This is a genomic window from Telluria beijingensis, assembly GCF_030770395.1.
Taxonomy (GTDB): Bacteria; Pseudomonadota; Gammaproteobacteria; order Burkholderiales; family Burkholderiaceae_D; genus Telluria; species Telluria beijingensis.
In genome coordinates, this window is the sequence record NZ_CP132480.1 from 1,215,658 (window position 1) to 1,235,981 (window position 20,324).

Genomic DNA, 20,324 nt, shown 5'->3' on the forward strand with positions numbered 1-20,324 from the left:
CCACGCCCACACCTGGCAGAACGACAAGAACCGGTTGTCGCTGGCCATGGATGCGCTGGCGGCGCTGGTCTCGCCGAACAGGGGCGGCGGCAGCCGTTCCTGACCCGTTCCACGGCGTCGACCAGCCGCAGTGCGCCGGCAACCTCATTGGCGCCAATTAGCTACCGCTGCCGGGGCAGCTGATGTAGCGTGACCATCGTCCTCGTGGACAAGTTGAAACGCATCCGCAGCTCAGGAAGCGTCGGCCGCCCCTTCCTTCTCCTTGCGTATGCGCGCGATCAGGATGCGCTTGTTCTCGCGGCTGCGATAGGCGTGCTCGCGCAGGATCGCTTCCGCGCGCGCGCCTTCGCGCCGGGTGATGGCCTGCAGCAGGTCTTCGTGGTCGGCCTGGGCGCGATGGACGAACGCGAGCTCCAGGTCGGACGGCACTTCGGGCAGGGGCAGGGCGCCCGGCCCCGCCATCGGAATCTTGTTATTGTGTTCCAGCGCCGACGCCAGCGCGCGGTTGTTCGCGGTCGTCACCAATAGGCGGTGAAACTGGCCGTTGATCGCGCGCCAGGCCTCGGCATCGAGCACCGCGCCCGGCCGGGATGCCGTGTCGAGCAGGGCGCGTCCGCGCCGCACCACGTCCTCAAGGCTGGCCAGTTCGGCGCTGCTCGCGCCGCGCTCGGCCACGATGCGCGCCGCCATCCCCTCCAGCACGCCGCGCACATCCACCGCCTCGGCGATGTCTTCCAGTGAAAACGAGCGCACCCGGTAACCGCGGGTGGGCAGGCGCTCGAGCAGGCCTTCTGTTTCCAGTTCTATCAGCGCCAGCCGCAACGGCGTGCGCGACACGCCCAGGCGGGCCGCGAACGGGATCTCCACGATGCGTTCGCCGGGCGCGAGTTCACCCGACAGTACCAGGTCCCGCAAGTGCGAGACCACATGAGCGATTTGGGTTGCCATACCTGCCTACCTCTTTTCAATTGCATGCAATTGTACCGATTTACAACGCACAGGTGATTGTAAATGTGAGAATTGCATGCAATAATCGGCTCAAATAGAAAAAGACGGCGTTGTTTCCCAAGAAATGCATGCAATTTTGACGCCGCAGGACGATACATTGTTCTTGCAACGGAGACAGACATGAAACTCGCAAGCTACCGATTCCGCGGCCGGGAGGGCTGGGGCGTCGTGACCGATACCGGCATCGCGCCGCTCGCCGACCAGTGGCCGACCATCGGCGACGGCCTGGCGGCCGGGCTACTGGCGCTTGGCCAGGCACTGGCGCGGCAGCCGGCGCGCATCGCGCGCGCCGACGTCGAATGGAGCGCCCCGGTCACCCCGTCGTGCAAGATTCTTTGCGTCGGCATCAACTACGCCCTGCACATCGCCGAGAGCCGGCGCGAGACCCCAGCCTATCCATCGATCTTCATCCGCTTCGCCGATTCCTTCGTCGGACACGAACAAGCCATCGTGCGGCCTGCGGCATCGAGCCAGTTCGATTTCGAGGCCGAACTCGCCGTCGTGATCGGCCGCCACTGTCGCCACGCCAGCGTCGACGACGCCCTCGACTATGTCGGCGGCTATACCTGCCTGGGCGACAACTCGGTGCGCGATTTCCAGAAGCACGCCGCCCAGGTCACGGCCGGCAAGAACTGGGACGGCAGCGGCAGCATCGGTCCGTGGATCGTGACCGCCGACGAGATCGCGGCGCCGCAAGACCTGGCCATCGCCTGTCGCCTGAACGGCGTCGAGATGCAGCGCGGCCACAGCGCCGACATGCTGTTCCCGGTCGCGCGCCTGGTGTCCTATATATCCACATTCACCACCCTGCGCCCGGGCGACATCGTCGCCACCGGCACCCCGAGCGGGGTCGGCGCGAGCCGCACGCCGCCGGTCTGGATGCAGGCCGGCGACCGGCTGGAAATCGAGATCGCCGGCATCGGCGTGCTGGTCAATCCGGTCATCCAGGAAGCGCCGGCCACCAGCGCCACCTGACGCTTGCCAACACTTACCCACACCACCTCCAGGACAAGACCATGAGTGACATCTACAAGCCATTTGTCGACGTGAGCGGCGCTGCGCCACGCGAGCAGACGAAGTGGAGCTCCATCATCGTGAGCAAGGAAGACATCGACCTCGAAATCGAGCGCCTCATCAACCTGCCGAAGCCGGCCAACGGCCGCCGCGCCGCGCTGATCGTGCATCCGCAGGCGACCCTGCCGGGCCTGGGTTTCGCGCCGTCGACCGACGTCACGATCAATGTGGTCAACCCGGGCGAGAGCACGCTCAACCTGCGCAAGAATTCGAACATGCTCGAGATCTGCCTGTCCGGCCAAGGCGTGGCGGTGGTCGGCAAGCGCGAGATCGCGGTACAGAAATGGGACGTCTGGAACACTCCTGCCATGCAGGTGCACTCGTACCGCAATACCGGCCAGCAGCCTTGGGTGCGCCTGTCGTACTCGAATGCGCCGGTGCTGGAAAAGCTCGAGGTGCACTTCGCCGAGGAATTCGAAGGCGACGTGCCGCCGGCCGACCGCAACACCACCCCGGCCGCGCCGCGCGGCGACGTCAGCCGGGCGCGCGACCTGGCCCTGCGTGAGCAGATCGGCGACGACGGCGCCCACCTGCTGGGGTATGAGTGGCTGATCGACATCGACGTGGTCGAATCGAAGCCCCTGCACTGGCCATATGCCAAGGTGGCCGGCTACCTGCCGAGCGTCGAAGACCTGGCCAAGGGCTATAACGGACGGCGCCTGTTCGTGCTCTACAACCCGGCCACCGAGCGCCGCAACGGCACCACCCACAGCTTCTTCGCGACCATCTCGTCTTCGCCGCCGAACAACAGCCATGTGCCCCATCGCCACAGCTCGTCGGCGATCAATTACTACCTGCGCGGCCATGGCCACAGCATGGTCGAGGGCCGCCGCTTCGACTGGAAGGCCGGCGACCTGCTGCTGTCGGCGCCGGGCTGGGCGATGCACGCCCACAACTCGGGTTCCGAGACGGTGTCGTCGCTGACGGTGCAGGACCATCCCTTCCATATCGGGATCGAATCGCTGATCTGGCAGGAGCGCTCGTACGAACCGATCATCGCACTGGGCAGCCAGCCCGGTTTCGAGAGCAACCGCGGCTCGCTGTGAACCGGGCGCCATCCACCGACCATCCACCGAAAGACCGTCATGACCTATTCCCGTGAACATGCCGCACTGCGCGCCGACCTGCGCGACTTCTATGAAGAGTACGCCGTCTGCCTGGACGAGGAAGACCTCGAGCGCTGGCCCGACTTCTTCGTCGAGGATTGCCGCTACCGCGTCACCGCGCGCGAGAACTACGACCAGAAACTGCCGTATGGCCTGATCCTGTGCCTCAACAAGAACATGGTCAAGGACCGCGTGCTTGCGCTGCGCCAGACCACCATGTACGAGCCGCGCTCGCTGCGCCACTTCATCAGCGCGATCAAGGTCAAGCGCATCGATGGCGACACCATCGAGGCGCAAGCCAATTTCATGATCGTCGAATCGCAGTCGGACCGCGAGCCGGTGGTCAATATGGTCGGCCGCTACATCGATACGCTGGTGCGCACCGCCGACGGCTTCCTGCTCAAGGACCGCGACTGCGTGTGCGACAACTACCGCGTCCGCACCTCGCTGATCATTCCCGTTTAAACGCCGCTGGAGAACCCATCATGACTTCCCCCTGCAACCACGAGCACGACGCGCCGCCAGCGCAAGCACCGATCGTCTTCCACCGCCGCTGGCCCGAGGAGGGCTTCACCCGTATCCCTAACTGGATCTACACCGACGAGGCGATCTTCCAGAAGGAGATGGATGTCTTCTTTGCCGGCAAGACCTGGAACTATGTCGGCCTCGAATGCGAGATCCCGGAACCGGGCAATTTCAAGCGCCAGTGGATCGGCACCCGTCCGGTCATCATGGTGCGCAAGGAGAATGGCGAGATCAGCGTGATCGAGAACCGCTGCGCCCACCGCGGAGCCCAGATCTGCTGGCAGAACACCGGCACCGTGAAGGATTTCACCTGCCCCTACCACCAGTGGAACTATGACCTCGACGGCAACCTGCAAGGCGTGCCGTTCAAGCGCGGCGCGCTGGGCAAGGGCGGCATGCCGCGCGACTTCAGCAACAAGGAGAACAGCCTCAACAAGCTGCGCACGGTCAACCGCGGCGGCTCGATCTGGGCCACTTTCGCCGCCGACGCACCCGACTTCGAGGAATACTGCGGCCCCGAAGTGCTGGCCGAGATCGACCACATGTTCCCCGGTAAGAAGCTGACCCTGCTCGGCTACAGCCGCCAGCTCATTCCGAGCAACTGGAAGATGTACCTCGAAAACCTGAAGGACCCTTACCACGCCACGCTGCTGCATACCTTCTACATCACCTTCGGCCTGTGGCGCGCCGATTCGAAGTCCGAGAACATCCCGACCGGCGGCGGCAAGCACAGCGTGATGGTGTCGCACAACGAAGGCAAGAAGGTGACCGATGCCACGGCCGAGATGGGGCGCTTCCGCTCCGACCTCGAGCTGCTCGACAAGGAAACCGTGACGCCGCGCGCCGAATTCAACCGCGGACGGGTCGGCGGCGCCTGGATCTTCCCGGCGGCGCAGATGGGCATCCAGGCCAATTCGCTCAAGACCCGCCACGTGATCCCGCGCAGCCCGACCGAGCACGAGCTGGTGTTCACGTATTACGGCTACGAGGACGACGACGAAGAGATGCAGCGCCTGCGCCTGAAGCATGCCAACCTGCTGGGGCCAGCCGGCTTCGTGTCGATGGACGATAGCGAGATGCTGAGCCAGATGCAGATCGGCGTGACCGGCTATCCGGATTCGACGGGCATCATCGAGATGGGCGGGCGCGACACCGAGCCGACCGACTATATGGTGACCGAGGTGCTGATCCGCGCCTTCTACCAGTATTACCGCGAAGCGATGGGGCTGTGATATGAGCGCGACCTGGATCCCCATTGCTAAAGTAGCGGACGTGCCGCTTGAAACCGGCACCCTGCGCGTCGCCCATGGCGGCGAGGCCGTGTGCCTGTACCTGCTGGGCGGCGACGTGCGCGCGACACAGGACAAATGCCCGCACGGTAACGCCAGCCTGTCCGAGGGCTATATCGTCGACGAGATGATCGAATGCCCGCTGCACCAGGGGCTGTTCGACATCGCCACCGGCGAGGTGCGCAGCCCGCCATGTACCGTCAACCTGGCCACCTATCCGGTGAAAGTCGAAGACGGCGTCATCTACCTCGAGGAGACTGCCTGATGGCGGCGCCGACGATCGTCGTGATCGGCGCCGGCCAGGCCGGCGCCTGGGCCGCGCGCACCTTGCGCAGCGAAGGATACGCCGGACGGATCGTGCTGGTGGGCGACGAAGCCCATCCTCCGTACGAGCGGCCGCCGCTGTCGAAGGAACAGCTGCAGCTTGATCCCGCGCCGTTCGAGTTCCTGCTGCCGGCGGCCGAACTGGCCGCACTCGACATCGCCTGGCGTCCCGCGCTGGGCTGCTGCCGCATCGACCGCGGCGCGCGCGCCGTGGTGCTGGACGACGGCAGCGCCATCCCCTACGACAAGCTGATCCTGGCAACCGGCGGCCACGCGCGCCTGCCGCAACTGCCCGGCATCGATGCCGCCTGTGTGCATACCTTGCGCACGCTGGACGATGCCCGGCGCCTGCGCGCCGCCATGCGGCGCGGCGCGCGGGTGCTGGTGATCGGCGGTGGCTGGATCGGGCTGGAAGCTGCCGCTGCGGCGCGCGCGCTGGACTGCGCCGTCACCGTGGTCGAAGCCGGGCCGTCCCTGTGCGCGCGCAGCGCCTCGCCGCTGTTGTCAAACATGCTGGCCGAACTGCACCGCGCCAACGGCGTCGACCTGCGCCTGGCGAGCGGCATCGAGGCGCTCGAACAGGCCGGGGCCGAGGGCTGCAGCGCGCTGTTCGCCGACGGCAGCCGTGAATCCTTCGACCTGGTGGTGGTCGGCATCGGACTGGTGCAGAGCGACGGGTTGGCGCGCGCGGCCGGGCTGCGCTGCGAGCGCGGGATCGTGGTCGACCGCCAGTGCCGCACCTCCGATCCCGATATTTATGCGGCCGGCGACGTCACCGCGATCCATGCCGACGACGGCGTGCTGCGCCTGGAATCCTGGCAGAACGCGCAGGACCAGGGCATCGCCGCCGCCCGCGCCGCGCTGGGACAAGAGGTCGATTACCGGCCATTGCCGTACTTCTGGTCGCAGCAGTACGAGACCATGGTGCAGCTGGCTGGGGTCTGCGGCAGCGGTCACCAGCAGCTCAGCCGCAGCATCGGGCCGGGCAGGATGGTGTCGATGGAGCTCGATGCGCAGGGGCGCGCGCTGTCGGCCATCGTCACCAACAGCCCGCGCGATTTTCGCACCTTGCGCAAATTCGTCGCCGATGGCGCGCGCATCGATGCCGCGCGCTTTGCCGATCCGGCAGTGCCGCTGCCGCAGATCGTAGTGGCCTGAACCCGGGCACCGGCTCCGCCCCGGAACAAGTCTTGTTCCAGGGCGCCACTTGCCCGGCAATTTGCCATAAGGCACCATGAAACGACGGGCACCAGCACCGTCGACAACCAGGAGACGCAGTCATGACAACGCCAGACCTGCATGCCATCGCGGCCGTGGTCTACCGCTTTTTTGCCGGCCTCGATGCGCGCGACCACGGCGCCTGCGCCGCGCTGATGGCGCACGACGGCGTCTGGCATCGCCAGGGCGCCGAACTTGTCGGTCCAACCGCCGTGCTGGCGGCGCTCGAAGGGCGCGACCCGGCGCGCCAGACCGCCCATCTCGTGACCAATCTGTGGATCGAGGAGGCCGACGCGGCGCAGGCGCGCGTGCGCTTCTACCTGAGCGCCCATGAAGCGCGGGTCGACGCCGATGGCCGCGCCGGACCGGTGCAGCTGGCCGGCCTGCGCGACTGCACTGACGAGCTGGTGATAGAGGACGGGCAGTGGCGCATCCGCAGCAAGACCAGCCGCCGCCTGCTGCCGGCCGAATAACAATCTGGATTCACCCGGAGATCATCTTGCTTTCACCTTCCATCATCGAACAACTGGCCGCGGAGTTCCTCGAGGCCGAGACCAGCCGCACCCCGATCCGGCAGATTTCGCTGCGCCATCCCGACATCACCATCGACGACGCCTATGCCATCCAGAGGGCCTGGGTGCAAAAGAAGATCGACGGCGGCAATGCGCTCAAGGGCCACAAGATCGGCCTGACCTCGCGCGCGATGCAGCAGGCGGTGGGCATCACCGAACCCGATTCCGGCGCGCTGCTCGCCGATATGTTCTTCCGCGATGGCGACACCATCCCGACCGACCGCTTCATCGCGCCCCGGGTCGAGGTCGAACTGGCCTTCATCATGGACCGCCGCCTGGAAGGCCCCAACGTGACCCTGTTCGACGTGCTCGATGCGGTGCGCTACGTAACGCCGGCGCTCGAGATCATCGATTCGCGCTCGCACATGGTCGACCCCGACACGGGACGCACGCGCAAGGTGTTCGACACCATCGCCGACAACGCGGCCAATGCCGGCGTCGTGCTGGGCGGCCGCCCGGTGCGGGTCGGCGAGGTCGACCTGCGCTGGGTGTCCGCCATCCTGTCGCAGAACGCGGTGATCGAGGAAACCGGCGTCGCCGCCGGCGTGCTGAACCACCCGGCGAATGGCGTCGTGTGGCTGGCCAACCGGCTGGCCGGCTATGGCGTCGCGCTGGAAAAAGACCAGGTGATCCTGGGCGGCTCGTTTACGCGCCCGGTGTTCGCCAAAAAGGGCGATACGCTGTTCGTCGACTACGGTCCGCTGGGCGCCGTGTCCTGCCATTTCGGATGAACCGCATGCACAACACTTTCAAGCACGCGCTCGCCGCGCGCCAGTCGCAGATCGGACTCTGGCTCGGCATGTGCAGCCCCTACACGGCCGAGATGATCGGCGGCGCCGGCTTCGACTGGCTGCTGATCGACGCCGAGCACGCGCCGAATACGCTCGACACCATCCTGGCCCAATTGCAGGCGCTGGCGCCGTACCCGGTGCACCCGGTGGTGCGCAGCGCCTGGAACGACCCGGTCGAGATCAAGCGCCTGCTCGATATCGGCGCCAACACGTTGCTGGTGCCGATGGTGCAGAACGCCAACCAGGCGGCGCTGGCGGTGGCCGCGACCCGCTATCCGCCCCAGGGCGTGCGCGGCGTCGGCGCGGCGCTGGCGCGCGCCTCGCAATGGAACCGCACGCCCGACTATCTACGCCGCGCCAATGACCAGGTGTGCGTGCTGGTGCAGGTCGAGACCGCGGCGGCGATGGCGCAGATCGAGGCGATCTGCGCGGTCGACGGCGTGGACGGCGTGTTCATCGGGCCATCGGACCTGGCGGCCGACATGGGCCACCTGGGCGAGCCGGGCCATCCGGACGTGCGGCGCGCGGTCGAAGACGGCATTGCCCGCATCACTGCCTGCGGCAAGGCCGCCGGCATCCTGATCGCCGACGAAGCGCTGGCGCGCCGCTACATCGAACTGGGCACGACCTTCACCGCGGTCGGCGTGGATACATCGCTGCTGGTCAAGAGCGCGCAGGCGCTGGCGCAGCGCTTCAAGGGCGAGGCCGCGGCGCCTGCTGCGAATCCGACCGGGCCGTCGGTCTATTAGTCCCCATGACAGGAATCTCCATGCAGACAAACCCTGCAGCGCCCGCGCTGCAAGACCCCGACCTGTTCCGCCAGGCCTGCCTGGTCGGCGGCCTCTGGTGCGAGGCCGACAATGGCGCCACGCTGGCCGTGAACAACCCGGCGACCGGCGCCGCGCTCGGCACCGCGCCGTCGATGGGCGTGGCCGAGACCCGGCGCGCGATCGAGGCCGCGCACGCCGCCTGGCCAGCCTGGCGCGCCAGGACGGCGCAGCAGCGCGGCGCGATCCTGCGCCGCTGGTATGAACTCATGCTGGCCAACCAGGAAGACCTGGCGCTGTTGATGACGCTGGAGCAGGGCAAGCCGCTGGCCGAAGCGCGCGGCGAAATCCTGTATGCCGCATCGTTCCTGGAATGGTTCGGCGAGGAAGCCAAGCGTAGTTACGGCGACGTGATCCCGGGCCACCAGGCCGACAAGCGCATCGTCGTCACCAGGGAGCCGATCGGCGTGTGCGCCGCGATCACGCCCTGGAATTTTCCGAGCGCGATGGTCACGCGCAAGGCCGGCCCGGCGCTGGCGGCGGGCTGCACCATGGTGCTCAAGCCCGCCTCGGCCACCCCGTATTCTGCCTTCGCGCTGGCGGTGCTGGCCGAGCGCGCCGGCGTGCCGCCCGGCGTATTCAACGTGGTCACCGGCAGCGCCGGCAAGATCGGCGGCGAATTGAGCGCCAATCCGCTGGTGCGCAAGCTGAGTTTTACCGGTTCGACCGAGATCGGCAAGGTGCTGCTGCGCCAGTGCGCCGACACGGTCAAGAAGACCTCGATGGAGTTGGGCGGCAACGCGCCATTCATCGTGTTCGACGACGCCGACCTCGACGCGGCGGTGGAGGGCGCGCTGCTGTCCAAGTTCCGCAACGCCGGCCAGACCTGCGTCTGCGCCAACCGGCTGCTGGTGCAGGACGGCGTGTACGACGAGTTCGCGCGCCGCCTGGTGGAGCGCGTCAAGGCCCTGAAGGTGGCGGACGGCATGGAGCAGGGCAGCACGATCGGGCCGCTGATCGACGCCAAGGCGGTGGACAAGGTGCTCGAGCATATCGACGATGCGCTGGCCCACGGGGCGACACTGGCCTGGGGCGGCACTCGCCATGCCGCCGGCGCCAATTTCGTCGTGCCGGCGGTGCTCACCGGCGCCACCCCGGCCATGCTGGTCGCGCGCGAGGAAACCTTCGGCCCGGTCGCCGCCCTGTTCCGCTTCAGGGACGAGGCCGAGGCGATCGCCATGGCCAACGACACCGAATTCGGGTTGGCGTCGTACTTCTATGGGCGCGACCTGGGCCGCGCCTGGCGCGTGGCCGAGGGGCTCGAATACGGCATCGTCGGCGTCAACACGGGCCTGATCTCGACCGAGGTCGCGCCGTTCGGCGGCGTCAAGCAGTCGGGGCTGGGACGCGAGGGATCGCACTACGGCATCGAGGATTACCAGGAACTGAAATATATCTGCATGAGTATTTGAACCGTGTGGCGGCGCCCGGCGCAGACCGGGCCCGTCGACAAGACACATCACACAGGAGACACACATGACTTTCCCGACCCGTCGCGGCTTCCTCGCCGCACTCGCAGCAGGCGCCGTGCTGGCCACCCCACTGGGCGCCATGGCCCAGGCCTATCCGGACCAGGCGATCCGCCTGGTCGTGCCGTTCCCGCCCGGCGGCGGCGGCGACACCCTGGCGCGCCTGGTGATGCAGCGCGCCGCCAAGGAACTGGGCCAGCCCATCGTGGTCGACAACCGGCCCGGCGCCGGCGGCAATATGGGCGCCCAGGTGGTCGCCAAGAGCCCGGCCGACGGCTACACCCTGCTGTACGGCACCAACGGCACGCATGGCATCAACAAATGGCTGTACAAGCGTACCGGCTACGATCCGCAGAAGGACTTCGAGCCGGTGAGCAAGCTGACCCATATCGCGGCGATGCTGGTGGTGCGCAAGGACTTCCCGGCCAGGTCGGTGCGCGAACTGATGGAACTGGCCAAGGCCAATCCGGGCAAATACACCTTCGGTTCGGCCGGCAACGGCACGACCTCGCACCTGGCGATGGAAATCCTCAAGCAGATGTCGGGCCTCGATATCCGCCACATCCCGTTTCGCGGCGGGGCGCAGGCGCTCACCGACCTGATGGGCGGACGGATCGACATCATGCTCGACGTGATGCCGAATACGGCGCCGCATGCGCGGACCGGCCGCGTGCGCGGACTGGCGGTATCGTCGTCGAAACGGCTGGCCAGCCATCCGGACGTGCCGACCATCGCCGAGTCGGGCCTGACGGGCTTCGACGTCGTCGCCTGGGATGCCATCTATGCGCCGAAAGGCACGCCGCGCGCCATCGTCGACCGGCTCAACGACGCCATCCACAAGGCACTGGCGGACCCCGAGCTGCGCAAGACCCTGATCGAGCGCGGCGCCGAGCCGATGCCCGGCACGCCTGAAGAACTCGCGGCCTACGTCGACAAGGAACTGCGCATGTGGCAGAAGGCGGTGGAGAAATCCGGCGCCCGGATCGACTAGGATCGCTGTCCCGTCTCTGGCAGAATTGATGCTCGAATCATGACGGGGCGGGAAGGAAGCAGGCGATGAGCAAGGCGATGGCGCAATTCATGGAAACCTCGGCGCAGGACAGGAATATTTTCGAAGACTTGACGACACTGCGCATCTTCGTACGCACCGTCGAAATCGGCAATTTCTCGGAAGTGGCGCGCCGGATGGACGCCACGCCGGCGATGGTGAGCAAGCGCGTGGCGGCGCTCGAGGCCAAGGCCGGGCAGCGGCTGTTCAACCGCAACACGCGGCGCCTGGTCGTCACCGAGGCCGGCCAGAAGCTGTATGAATACGCGATGCGCGCCTTGCTCGAACTCGACCGCGCGGCGGAAGAAATGTCGTCGATCCAGGACAAGGCGAGCGGCCACCTGTGCCTGACGGCGCCTGCGATGCTGGGCCTGGCGGTAATCGCGCCGCGCCTGGCGCAGTTCATGCGCGAGAACCCGCTGCTGTCGCTGGACGTGAATTTCTCGATGGAGAAGCTCGACCTGTACAAGGCGCGCATCGATGTCGCGGTGCGGATCGCCGACGTGATCGATCCAGGGCTGGTGGCGATCAAGCTGGCGCCGTACCGGCGGGCGTTCTGCGCGTCGCCCGAGTATCTGCGCCAGCACGGCGTGCCCCAGGTGCCAGAAGATCTCATGGACCACAATTGCCTGATCACGCGCGGTTCGGCCCTGAATACCCGCTGGCCGGTCAAGCGCGGCGCCGAGATCGGGCATGTGCACGTGAAGGGCAGCCTGGCGACCGACAACGGCCAGGCCGGGCTGATCGTTTGCCGCGCCGGACTGGGCATCATGATGGGACCACGCTGGATGCTCGAAGAGGACCTGCGCTCGGGAACGCTGGTCGAGGTGCTGAGCGACTACCTGCCGGACAACCGGGCGATCTACGCCGTGCTGCTGCAACGCAGCGGCACCTCGGCCAAGCTGCAGGCCGCGGTCGAATTCCTGAAATCCTGCTTCGCCGGGATGCGCTGAGGGCCGACCGCGCGGCGGCGTTGATCTGGACTGGAACAGCTGCTGTTCCGGCCGCGACCTTGTCGGCCATGACCGCGCGGTTCACACTGCCGGTTCAAATAACAGGGGAGCACTGAATGAGTCAAACCGCAATCTGGTTGAGCGAAGAAGATGTCGCATCGATGGTCACCCTGGAGGACACGATCGGCGTGCTCGAAGCCGGCGTACGCGAACTGGGCGCCGGCACCGCACAGAACATCCCGAAGGCGCTGGCCAATTTTCACGATAAATCGTCGCTGCATTCGCTCGGTTCGGTCATGCTGGGGTCAAGCATCTGCGGCTACAAGAACTGGATCAATACGCCGAACGGGGCCAAGGCCGTGTTCGTGCTGTTCGACGCCCACGAAGGCCGCCTGCTGGCGATGATGGAGGCGAACTGCCTGGGCCAGATGCGCACCTCGGCCATGACCGGGCTGGGAACGCGCTGGATGGCCGGTCCCGATGTGCGCGAGATGGCCATGATCGGCACCGGTCGCCAGGCACTGGCCCAGGTCGCGGCGGTGCACCTGGTGCAGCGCCTGCAGCGCCTGCGGGTCTGGAGCCCGACGCCCGAGAAACGCCAGGCCTTCTGCCGCGAGGTGGCCGGGCAATTCGACATCGAGGTGGTCGAAGCGGCGACGCTCGAAGAGGCCACCGACGGTGCGCCGATCGTGACCACCTGCACCCGCGCGCGCACGCCGTTTCTCAAGGCCTCGATGCTGGCGCGCGGCGCGCACCTGAACGCGGTGGGCGCCATCCTGCCCCACAGCGCCGAGATCGAGCAGGGCGTGTTCGCGCGCGTCGGCTTCATCGGCGTCGACGACGTGCCCAATGCACGCAAGGCATCGCGCGAATTGATCGACTATTTCGATGGTGGCGAAGGGGCGGGAGACTGGGACCGCGTGCGGCCGTTGGGAGCGATCATCGCGAATGGCGAGAAGCCTGGGCCGGATTGCGATGTGACCCTGTTCAAGTCGATGGGGATGGGTGTCTCCGACCTGACCGTCGCCGGCCTGGCCTACCAGCGCGCACGCGCGGCCAATATCGGCAAGCCGATTCCCCTGATCGCGAAAGCGCCTATCCGCTGGACCGACACGCACTGACGGGCGCATTCGCTGCGCCTGCCTGTAATGCCTCCTCCATGCTGCGCGATGGGCCGGCTTCATGCCCGGCCGATCGCTGTTTTCTTCTTTTGATCGGGCAGGGCCGCCTGCGCATGCTGCTCGCGTGGTGCTGTTCTTGACGGGAACAACTGCTGTTCCACCCCACCTCTTGTTGGCGATATGGACTGTCTACACACTGCATCAGGCGGGTGAGCGGTCGTGCGCTGCGGTTGGCAGCCACTCTGTCACAAGCCAGTACCGGCAGCAAGCATAGCGCCGGACGACACTTAGAAAAATAATGGAGACTTCATGAGCAAGAAATTTCTCGTACTGGTGGGCGGGGCGATCCTGGCCAGCAGCGCGGCAGCGCAATCGAATGTGACTGTCTATGGCTTGATGGATGCCGGCATCGTGCGTGAAAGCGGTGGCGCCGCGGGCAGCGTGACCCAGGTCGGCAGCGGCATCGCCGGCGGCTCGCGCCTTGGTTTCCGCGGCGCCGAGGATCTAGGCAACGGCGTCTCGGCGAACTTCGTCCTTGAAATGGGCATCAATATCGACACTGGCGCCTCGGCCCAGGGAGGCACGACGTTCGGACGCCAGGCACACGTCGGCCTGACGAAGAAAGGCCTCGGCTCGGTGACGCTCGGGCGCCAGTACACGCCGATCTTCAATACCATCAATGCGCTCGACCCGTTCGGCGGCGTCAGCATGGCAGGCTCGGGCAACAATATGCTGTCCGAAGGCGGCATCCGCATGAATAACACGGTCAAGCTGGCGGCCGCCGGCGTCGGCGGGCTGGTCGCGGAAGTCGCCTACGGATTCGGCGAGTCGGCGATCGACAGCAGCGCCAATCGCAATATGGGCGCCATGCTCGGCTACAAGCTTGGCCGCTTCGATATTCGCGGCGGCTACCATCGGAACAACAACGCCAATAACAGCGATAGCGGACGTAGTGCGATCGTTGGCGGGACCATCGATTTCAGCACGGTGAAGGCACACCTGGCCGTGCAGTCGAGCAAGGGGCTGGTGATTGTCAATGGGCGGGCGATTCCGGGCACCGATACGCGCGATGTCATGGTCGGCCTGACCGTGCGGCTGGGCGCGAATACCATCATGACGTCGTACACCGACAAGAACGATCGCAGCATCCATGCCGGCGATGCGCGCCAGCTTGCGATCGGCTTGTCGCATCGGTTGTCCAAGCGGACCGATTTGTACACCTCGATCGCGCGGATCAAGAACGATGCGCCGGCGGGAGCGGCGCGGTTCTATACGGTTGGTAACGCGTCGAGCCAGGGGAGTGGGGATAAGGCGTACAACTTTGGGGTGCGGCATTTGTTCTGAACACCGGAAGGGCGGGACCGAGCGCTCGCTTCGGGCCATGAATCCGAATCTGTATCGGCTGATGTTCAGTGCCGAGGCGCGCGAATGCGAGAACCGGCAATTGCGTGAACCGGCGAACTTGGTCCAGTTGCCGATGTGGGCGCGTATCGGACCGTGAAATGACGTGCTCCTGCCGGCAAATGAAGCCTTGCCCGGCAAAAAACTGCCGGGTCGGGCATCATGGCGCGTCATTCACTCACATAGAAAGAAATTTGCATGTCCGATCTCCTGCAAACCCTGCAGTGGCGTTATGCCACCAAAAAAATGAATCCTTCCAAGAAGGTCGCCAAAGAGAAGATCGACCGCATTCTCGAGGCGGTGCGCCTGACGGCCAGTTCCAGTGGATTGCAACAGTACGAGATGTTCGTGGTGACGAACGATGCTCTGCGTGAACAGATCAGGGCGCATGCCTGGAACCAGGCCCAGGTGACGGAGAGTTCGCATCTGCTCGTTTTTGCCGCGTGGGATACCTATACGGCCGAGCGCATCAATGCGATGTTCGATCTGGTGAACGCCGAGCGCGGCTTGAGAAACGAAGGTTGGGAAGCCTACCGCCAGCAGTTGCTATCGACGTACCCGCAACGCGACGCCCAGACCAATTTTGAACACGCCGCGCGCCAGGCTTACATCGGCCTCGGCAGCGCGCTGATTGCAGCCGCAGAGCAAAAGGTGGATGCCACGCCGATGGAAGGGTTCGATCCTGCAAAGGTCGACGAGATCCTGAAGCTGCGCGAACGTGGATTGCGTTCGGTGATCCTCTTGCCTGTTGGCTATCGGGCGGATGAGGGCGATTGGCTGGTCGACTTGAAGAAAGTGCGTCGTCCGTTTTCGCAGTTCGTCACTGAATTGGCGTAGGCGAAATCCCGAGGAAGCCGAAATCCAACGTCAAGGGTAGCGACTTGACCACCGCCCAGCGCCCATGGTCTATGGACCGGCGCCGCGGTCCGTGGGCAAGTCGCCACCCCGCGCACTATTCGCAAGTCAACTTGACATCTTGAAGCTTGCTCTCCACTTCGCGAACCCGAATTGTGCAGCGCTTCACATTGGCTGGGGGCTTCACTTGAATCCAGCGTTGAGGCCCACTTATCGCGCCATATTCGCAGACGAGCCACGCGACGTTCAATGGCAGCTCGATGCGATAGCCGCCACGCACATCGAAGCGATCGCCTTGGATTTCGGTTTCCTTGTCGAAGAATGCCCCAATGCTGATGAGCCGCTTGCCGTCCAACTTCTTCGGGCACTCCACTACTTCTGCCGCCGAAGAGCTGACGCTTATCCCGAAAAGGATCAATAAGACCGCTTTCATGGCACGTTGACGATGTAATACTGCTCGGCGTCGTTTACCGGCCGGATGTTGTTCCGCTTGATCTCTTCGGGTGTCCATGCCTGTTTCCTTCTTCGCCCGACGGTCTTGCCCCGCCACTGGTCGACGATCCAAAAGTGCGTGTAGCCACCACCCGGACGCCGATTTCCAAAGTTGCTGAAAATCGCCACGTGCCAGCCGCTTTGATTCGGATAGCGCGCACGTCCATTCTCGAACTTGAAGTTCGCAATGACCGTCCCCGGCTTAATGAATGTTTGATCTACCACCCTCGGCCCGGGCTGCCATCGCGATGTGTGGCCGATTGACGTAACCGATTGGACAAGCGCCGCGCACTCTTGATCTCTGCCGGCGAAGCGCCCATGAAACTTCGCGAGCAGCTCGCCAAGGTCTCCTTCTTAAATAGTCGACCGCATACACTAAGCTGCGATTTTGTTGGCAACAAAGTCCCAGCCACCCGACGTATTGCCGTGAATTTTCAGGTAAGCGTCGTTTGCCGTGATCTCGCCTCGGAAAGTAATGGAATGTCCATCCTCCATCGTTGACGGGCCCAGAGATTGGGAACGATCAACAGGCCAGGGCCTTGCACGTCAAGCATGCCAGCATGTTGATCCAGCACAGTCCGGCCACCGAAAGCCGGGCTGACGACGCTCGGGGCGTCGTCAGCCCTTCGATGGTACGAGCCTGGCTTATGAGAGTTTTCGCGTCGTGAATCGCCTCGCTAAGCCTGTCGAGCTGAAACCCTTAGCGGGGCGCGCCAAACGGACGCGGTAGTGAGTGCTTGTGATGCCGCTGACAGCGTCAGATTTGACATTGAGACACGAGCTGGACATGAACTGGCGGATACAACTGAAGCAGCGTCCAATGGTCAGATCCGCCTCCGGACTTCCTAGTCACGCCCGCCTTTTTGCGCAGATAGCCGCCGGGAAAAGTGCATAGACAATATTGCTCACGTACAGGTAATATTATGATAACTTTTACTTGAAGACAGGCGTAAAAAAAGCCAGACTGGCAACGCCTAGTCTAGCTTTTTGAATTCTGTGGTCGGGGTGAGAGGATTCGAACCTCCGGCCTCTACGTCCCGAACGTAGCGCTCTACCGGGCTAAGCTACACCCCGACGGTTCGGGGTGTCTTTACAGGTCACCCCGGGAAGGCATTAATATAATTTCTCTTAATGGTTCCTGTCAACAGCGAAACCGCAGAGCTGGAGCAGGCTGTTTTTATAGACGCTGTCAGGCAAATCCGCGATCGCCGCCGTGGCGCGTTCAGCCGCCTGTTCCGCCTGCCGACGCGTGTAATCCAGCGCTCCGCTCGACGTCACCGCCGCCAGCACCGCATCGAACTGCTGCTCGTCGCCCTGCTCGATGCAGTTGCGCACCAGCTCGCGTTGTTCTGGCGTGCCATGTTCCATCAACCAGATCAGCGGCAGGGTAGGTTTACCCTCGCGCAGGTCGTCGCCCAGGTTCTTGCCGATCTCGGCCGCGTCGCCCGCGTAGTCGAGCACGTCGTCGATCAGCTGGAAAGCCGTGCCCAGCGAGCGGCCGTATTCGCCAGCCGCCGCGATCTGCGCGTCGTTGGCGCCGGCCACCAGCGCGCCGAGTTCGGCCGCCGCTTCGAACAGCTTGGCGGTCTTGGAGCGGATCACCAGCAGGTAGGCCGCTTCGGTCACGTCCGGATCGTGCATGTTCAGCAGTTGCAGCACCTCGCCTTCGGCGATCACATTGGTGGCATCGGACAGGATCTGCATCACGCGCATATTGTCCAGGCCGACCATCATCTGAAACGAGCGCGAGTACAGGAAGTCGCCCACCAGCACCGAAGCGGCATTGCCGAACAGGGCGTTGGCGGTCTGGCGGCCGCGGCGCATCGAGGATTCGTCGACCACGTCGTCGTGCAGCAGGGTCGCGGTGTGGATGAACTCGACCACGGCGGCCAGCTCGTGGTGGGCCGTGCCGCGGTAGCCGTAGGCATTGGCCAGCAGCAGCACCAGTACCGGACGGATGCGCTTGCCGCCCGCGCTGATGATGTACTCGGCGATCTGGTTCACCAGGGTGACGTCCGAATGCAGCCGCTGGCGGATCACCGTGTTGACGGCCTCCATGTCGGGCGCGATCGATTGGACGATGGTGTTCTGTTGGGCGTGTTGAGTGGCGGCTGACAAGGCTGACCTGCGAAGACGTGGTGGGTTAACTATAAGAGTGCCGCGATTATACGGTATGCAAGGGATATCCGTGCTGCCAGTAGGGTAGAGCCCGCCCGGGAACGCCGTGTTGCCGGCCGGGCGACGTTGACAGCATGCCACGCAGGGAAGAAATCGCTGAGCGCTTTTGACGCAGCGCGGCAAGTTATGTATAATCCCCTGTTCCCCGGCTTACGAACAGTCCAGCGCTTCTGCGCGGGGTCCTGTTGCTGGCGGATTCTTTTAACATTTGATGAGGTTTCAAATCATGTACGCGGTCATAAAAACCGGTGGCAAGCAATACAAAGTTGTCGCTGGTGAAAAACTTAAAGTAGAACAGATACCGGCTGACATTGGTTCCGAACTCACGATCGATCAGGTCCTCGCCGTTGGCGCGGGCGACAGCATCAAGTTTGGTGCTCCGCTGGTCGAAGGTGCAACGGTGCTGGTGAAAGTGGTTTCGCATGGTCGTCACGACAAGGTCCGTATCTTCAAGATGCGCCGTCGTAAGCACTACCAGAAGCGTCAGGGCCATCGCCAGAACTTCACCGAAATCCAGATCGTTTCGATCAACGGCTAATCGCCGTCCGGTTCCCAGCATAGTCATCAAGGAGTAATACAATGGCACACAAAAAAGGCGGCGGTACTACCCGCAACGGCCGTGACTCAGAAAGCAAACGCCTTGGCGTGAAAGTCTACGGCGGCCAGGCAATCAACGCCGGCGGCATCATCATCCGTCAACGCGGCACCCCAGTGCGCGCTGGCGCCAACGTCGGCACGGGCAAGGATCACACCCTGTTCGCGCTGGTCGACGGTACCGTCAAGTTCGTCAAGCAAGGCGTGGGCTCGAAGCAGTTCGTGACCGTCGTTGCCAACGAAGCAGTCGCAGCGTAATAACGCACTCGCGCCGTCATCGACGGCGCTTCTTTGCAAGGCGCAAGCCTTCCATCGAAAGGCTCTGCCCACGGTAGGGCCTTTTTAGTTTTTTAGCGGTCACAATCATGAAGTTTATTGACGAAGCAAGAATTGAAGTCATCGCTGGCGACGGCGGCAACGGGTGCGCCTCGTTCCGCCGCGAGAAGTTCCGCCCATTCGGCGGTCCTGACGGCGGCGACGGCGGCAAGGGCAGCTCGATCTTTGTGGTTGCCGACCGCAATGTGAATACCCTGGTCGACTTCCGTTACTCGAAAGTCCATACCGGCAAGAATGGCGAACCGGGCCGCGGCTCCGATTGCTATGGCAAGGGCGCCGAAGACATCACCATCCGCATGCCGGTCGGCACGCTGATCATCGATGACAACAACGGCGAAATCATCGCCGACCTGACCGAGCATGGCCAGACCGAACTGTTGGCCAAGGGCGGCGAGGGTGGTTGGGGCAATATTCACTTCAAGACCTCGACCAACCGCGCGCCGCGCCAGAAGACCGAGGGTAAAGACGGAGAGCGTCGTACCCTGCGCCTCGAACTGAAGGTGCTGGCCGATGTCGGCTTGCTGGGCATGCCGAATGCCGGCAAGTCCACCTTCATCACGGCCGTGTCGAACGCCAAGCCGAAGATCGCCGACTATCCGTTCACCACCCTGCACCCGAACCTGGGCGTGGTGCGCGTGTCGCACGAAAAGAGCTTCGTGATCGCCGATATCCCCGGCCTGATCGAAGGCGCTTCCGAAGGCGCCGGCCTTGGCCACCAGTTCCTACGCCACCTGGCCCGTACCGGCCTGCTGCTGCACATCGTCGACCTGTCGTCGTTCGACGAGAAGGTCGATCCGGTCAAGGAAGCCAAGGCCCTGATCAAGGAGCTCGAAAAGTACGACGAAGAGCTGCTCAACAAGCCGCGCTGGCTGGTGCTGAACAAGCTCGACGTGCTCGACGATGCCGAGCGCAAGAAGCGCGTCAAGGACGTCATCAAGCGCCTGGCCTGGAAAGGTCCCGTGTTCGAGATCTCGGCCCTGAACCGCGAAGGCTGCCAGGACCTGATCAATGCGATCTACCTGCACCTCGAAGAAAAGCGCCACTCCGAGCAGCGTGCCGAAGAAACCTCGATGACCGAGGAAGCGCGCGGCATCTCGTCGATCGATCCCGACGATCCACGCTTCAAGATCATCGAAGACTGAA

22 protein-coding genes and 1 tRNA gene are annotated in these 20,324 nt (G+C 64.4%); 18 read left to right on the forward strand and 5 right to left on the reverse strand.

Annotation, left to right across the window (positions count from 1 at the left end; genetic code table 11):
- Positions 1-231: 231 nt before the first annotated feature.
- Positions 232-948 carry a GntR family transcriptional regulator gene (locus Q9246_RS05420; RefSeq protein ID WP_306396028.1) on the reverse strand — a complete coding sequence of 239 codons (717 nt, stop codon included), beginning with the start codon at positions 946-948 and terminating at the stop codon, positions 232-234.
- Between the two features lie 180 nt (positions 949-1,128).
- On the opposite strand from Q9246_RS05420, the gene Q9246_RS05425 reads away from it, so the two are divergent.
- From Q9246_RS05425 to Q9246_RS05495, 15 genes are all read left to right on the forward strand, one after another.
- Positions 1,129-1,983 carry a fumarylacetoacetate hydrolase family protein gene (locus tag Q9246_RS05425; RefSeq protein WP_306396029.1) on the forward strand — a complete coding sequence of 285 codons (855 nt, stop codon included), beginning with the start codon at positions 1,129-1,131 and terminating at the stop codon, positions 1,981-1,983.
- A gap of 41 nt (positions 1,984-2,024) precedes the next feature.
- Positions 2,025-3,128 carry a cupin domain-containing protein gene (locus Q9246_RS05430; RefSeq protein ID WP_306396030.1) on the forward strand — a complete coding sequence of 368 codons (1,104 nt, stop codon included), beginning with the start codon at positions 2,025-2,027 and terminating at the stop codon, positions 3,126-3,128.
- A gap of 39 nt (positions 3,129-3,167) precedes the next feature.
- Complete coding sequence (locus Q9246_RS05435; RefSeq protein ID WP_306396031.1) at positions 3,168-3,653, forward strand: aromatic-ring-hydroxylating dioxygenase subunit beta; 486 nt, start codon at positions 3,168-3,170, stop codon at positions 3,651-3,653.
- Positions 3,654-3,673: 20 nt separating this feature from the next.
- Positions 3,674-4,945 carry an aromatic ring-hydroxylating dioxygenase subunit alpha gene (locus Q9246_RS05440; RefSeq protein ID WP_306396032.1) on the forward strand — a complete coding sequence of 424 codons (1,272 nt, stop codon included), beginning with the start codon at positions 3,674-3,676 and terminating at the stop codon, positions 4,943-4,945.
- A 1-nt stretch (position 4,946) separates the two neighbouring features.
- Positions 4,947-5,267 (forward strand): non-heme iron oxygenase ferredoxin subunit, encoded by a 321-nt coding sequence (locus Q9246_RS05445; protein WP_306396033.1) that lies wholly within the window; start codon positions 4,947-4,949, stop codon positions 5,265-5,267.
- The gene (locus Q9246_RS05450; RefSeq protein ID WP_306396034.1) at positions 5,267-6,484 is read left to right on the forward strand and encodes an NAD(P)/FAD-dependent oxidoreductase; all 1,218 of its coding nucleotides are present in this window, start codon (positions 5,267-5,269) and stop codon (positions 6,482-6,484) included. The genes Q9246_RS05445 and Q9246_RS05450 overlap by 1 nt, the downstream gene beginning before the upstream one ends.
- A 122-nt stretch (positions 6,485-6,606) precedes the next feature.
- Positions 6,607-7,017 (forward strand): nuclear transport factor 2 family protein, encoded by a 411-nt coding sequence (locus Q9246_RS05455; RefSeq protein WP_306396035.1) that lies wholly within the window; start codon positions 6,607-6,609, stop codon positions 7,015-7,017.
- Positions 7,018-7,043: 26 nt separating this feature from the next.
- Positions 7,044-7,847: a 2-oxo-hept-4-ene-1,7-dioate hydratase gene (gene hpaH / locus Q9246_RS05460; protein ID WP_306396036.1), complete on the forward strand. Its 804-nt coding sequence runs from the start codon at positions 7,044-7,046 to the stop codon at positions 7,845-7,847.
- Positions 7,844-8,656, forward strand: a complete 813-nt coding sequence (hpaI, locus tag Q9246_RS05465; protein ID WP_306396038.1) for a 4-hydroxy-2-oxoheptanedioate aldolase — start codon at positions 7,844-7,846, stop codon at positions 8,654-8,656. Before hpaH ends, hpaI begins: the two co-directional genes overlap by 4 nt.
- A gap of 20 nt (positions 8,657-8,676) precedes the next feature.
- The gene (locus Q9246_RS05470; protein WP_306396039.1) at positions 8,677-10,146 is read left to right on the forward strand and encodes an NAD-dependent succinate-semialdehyde dehydrogenase; all 1,470 of its coding nucleotides are present in this window, start codon (positions 8,677-8,679) and stop codon (positions 10,144-10,146) included.
- Positions 10,147-10,210: 64 nt separating this feature from the next.
- On the forward strand, positions 10,211-11,194 hold the full coding sequence (locus Q9246_RS05475) for a Bug family tripartite tricarboxylate transporter substrate binding protein (RefSeq protein ID WP_306396040.1): 984 nt from the start codon (positions 10,211-10,213) through the stop codon (positions 11,192-11,194).
- A 65-nt stretch (positions 11,195-11,259) separates the two neighbouring features.
- Positions 11,260-12,204, forward strand: a complete 945-nt coding sequence (locus Q9246_RS05480) for a LysR family transcriptional regulator (protein WP_306396042.1) — start codon at positions 11,260-11,262, stop codon at positions 12,202-12,204.
- 116 nt (positions 12,205-12,320) lie between these two features.
- Positions 12,321-13,325, forward strand: a complete 1,005-nt coding sequence (locus tag Q9246_RS05485; protein ID WP_306396043.1) for an ornithine cyclodeaminase family protein — start codon at positions 12,321-12,323, stop codon at positions 13,323-13,325.
- A 309-nt stretch (positions 13,326-13,634) separates the two neighbouring features.
- Positions 13,635-14,669 (forward strand): porin, encoded by a 1,035-nt coding sequence (locus Q9246_RS05490; RefSeq protein WP_306396045.1) that lies wholly within the window; start codon positions 13,635-13,637, stop codon positions 14,667-14,669.
- A 255-nt stretch (positions 14,670-14,924) separates the two neighbouring features.
- Positions 14,925-15,563 carry an NAD(P)H-dependent oxidoreductase gene (locus Q9246_RS05495; protein WP_306396046.1) on the forward strand — a complete coding sequence of 213 codons (639 nt, stop codon included), beginning with the start codon at positions 14,925-14,927 and terminating at the stop codon, positions 15,561-15,563.
- Positions 15,564-15,678: 115 nt separating this feature from the next.
- Here Q9246_RS05495 and Q9246_RS05500 read toward each other — a convergent pair whose 3' ends face one another.
- The 4 genes from Q9246_RS05500 to ispB all read right to left on the reverse strand — a co-directional run bounded on the left by Q9246_RS05500 (position 15,679) and on the right by ispB (position 18,191).
- Entirely contained in the window at positions 15,679-16,092 is a 414-nt protein-coding gene (locus Q9246_RS05500; RefSeq protein WP_306396048.1) for a hypothetical protein, read from the reverse strand.
- A complete protein-coding gene (locus Q9246_RS26500; RefSeq protein WP_422802380.1) occupies positions 16,011-16,409 on the reverse strand; it encodes a BPSL0067 family protein in 399 nt (132 codons plus the stop codon). The genes Q9246_RS05500 and Q9246_RS26500 overlap by 82 nt, the downstream gene beginning before the upstream one ends.
- A gap of 661 nt (positions 16,410-17,070) precedes the next feature.
- A tRNA-Pro gene (locus tag Q9246_RS05505) sits at positions 17,071-17,147 on the reverse strand.
- Positions 17,148-17,201: 54 nt separating this feature from the next.
- The gene (gene ispB / locus Q9246_RS05510; RefSeq protein WP_306396049.1) at positions 17,202-18,191 is read right to left on the reverse strand and encodes an octaprenyl diphosphate synthase; all 990 of its coding nucleotides are present in this window, start codon (positions 18,189-18,191) and stop codon (positions 17,202-17,204) included.
- Between the two features lie 286 nt (positions 18,192-18,477).
- Between ispB and rplU the strand changes: the two genes are divergently transcribed.
- The 3 genes from rplU (at position 18,478) to cgtA (ending at position 20,323) form a co-directional block, all read left to right on the forward strand.
- Positions 18,478-18,789 carry a 50S ribosomal protein L21 gene (gene rplU / locus Q9246_RS05515; RefSeq protein WP_005668436.1) on the forward strand — a complete coding sequence of 104 codons (312 nt, stop codon included), beginning with the start codon at positions 18,478-18,480 and terminating at the stop codon, positions 18,787-18,789.
- A gap of 41 nt (positions 18,790-18,830) precedes the next feature.
- Positions 18,831-19,103, forward strand: a complete 273-nt coding sequence (gene rpmA / locus Q9246_RS05520; RefSeq protein ID WP_005668438.1) for a 50S ribosomal protein L27 — start codon at positions 18,831-18,833, stop codon at positions 19,101-19,103.
- A 107-nt stretch (positions 19,104-19,210) separates the two neighbouring features.
- The gene (cgtA, locus tag Q9246_RS05525) at positions 19,211-20,323 is read left to right on the forward strand and encodes an Obg family GTPase CgtA (RefSeq protein WP_306396056.1); all 1,113 of its coding nucleotides are present in this window, start codon (positions 19,211-19,213) and stop codon (positions 20,321-20,323) included.
- The last annotated feature ends 1 nt before the right edge of the window (position 20,324 follow it).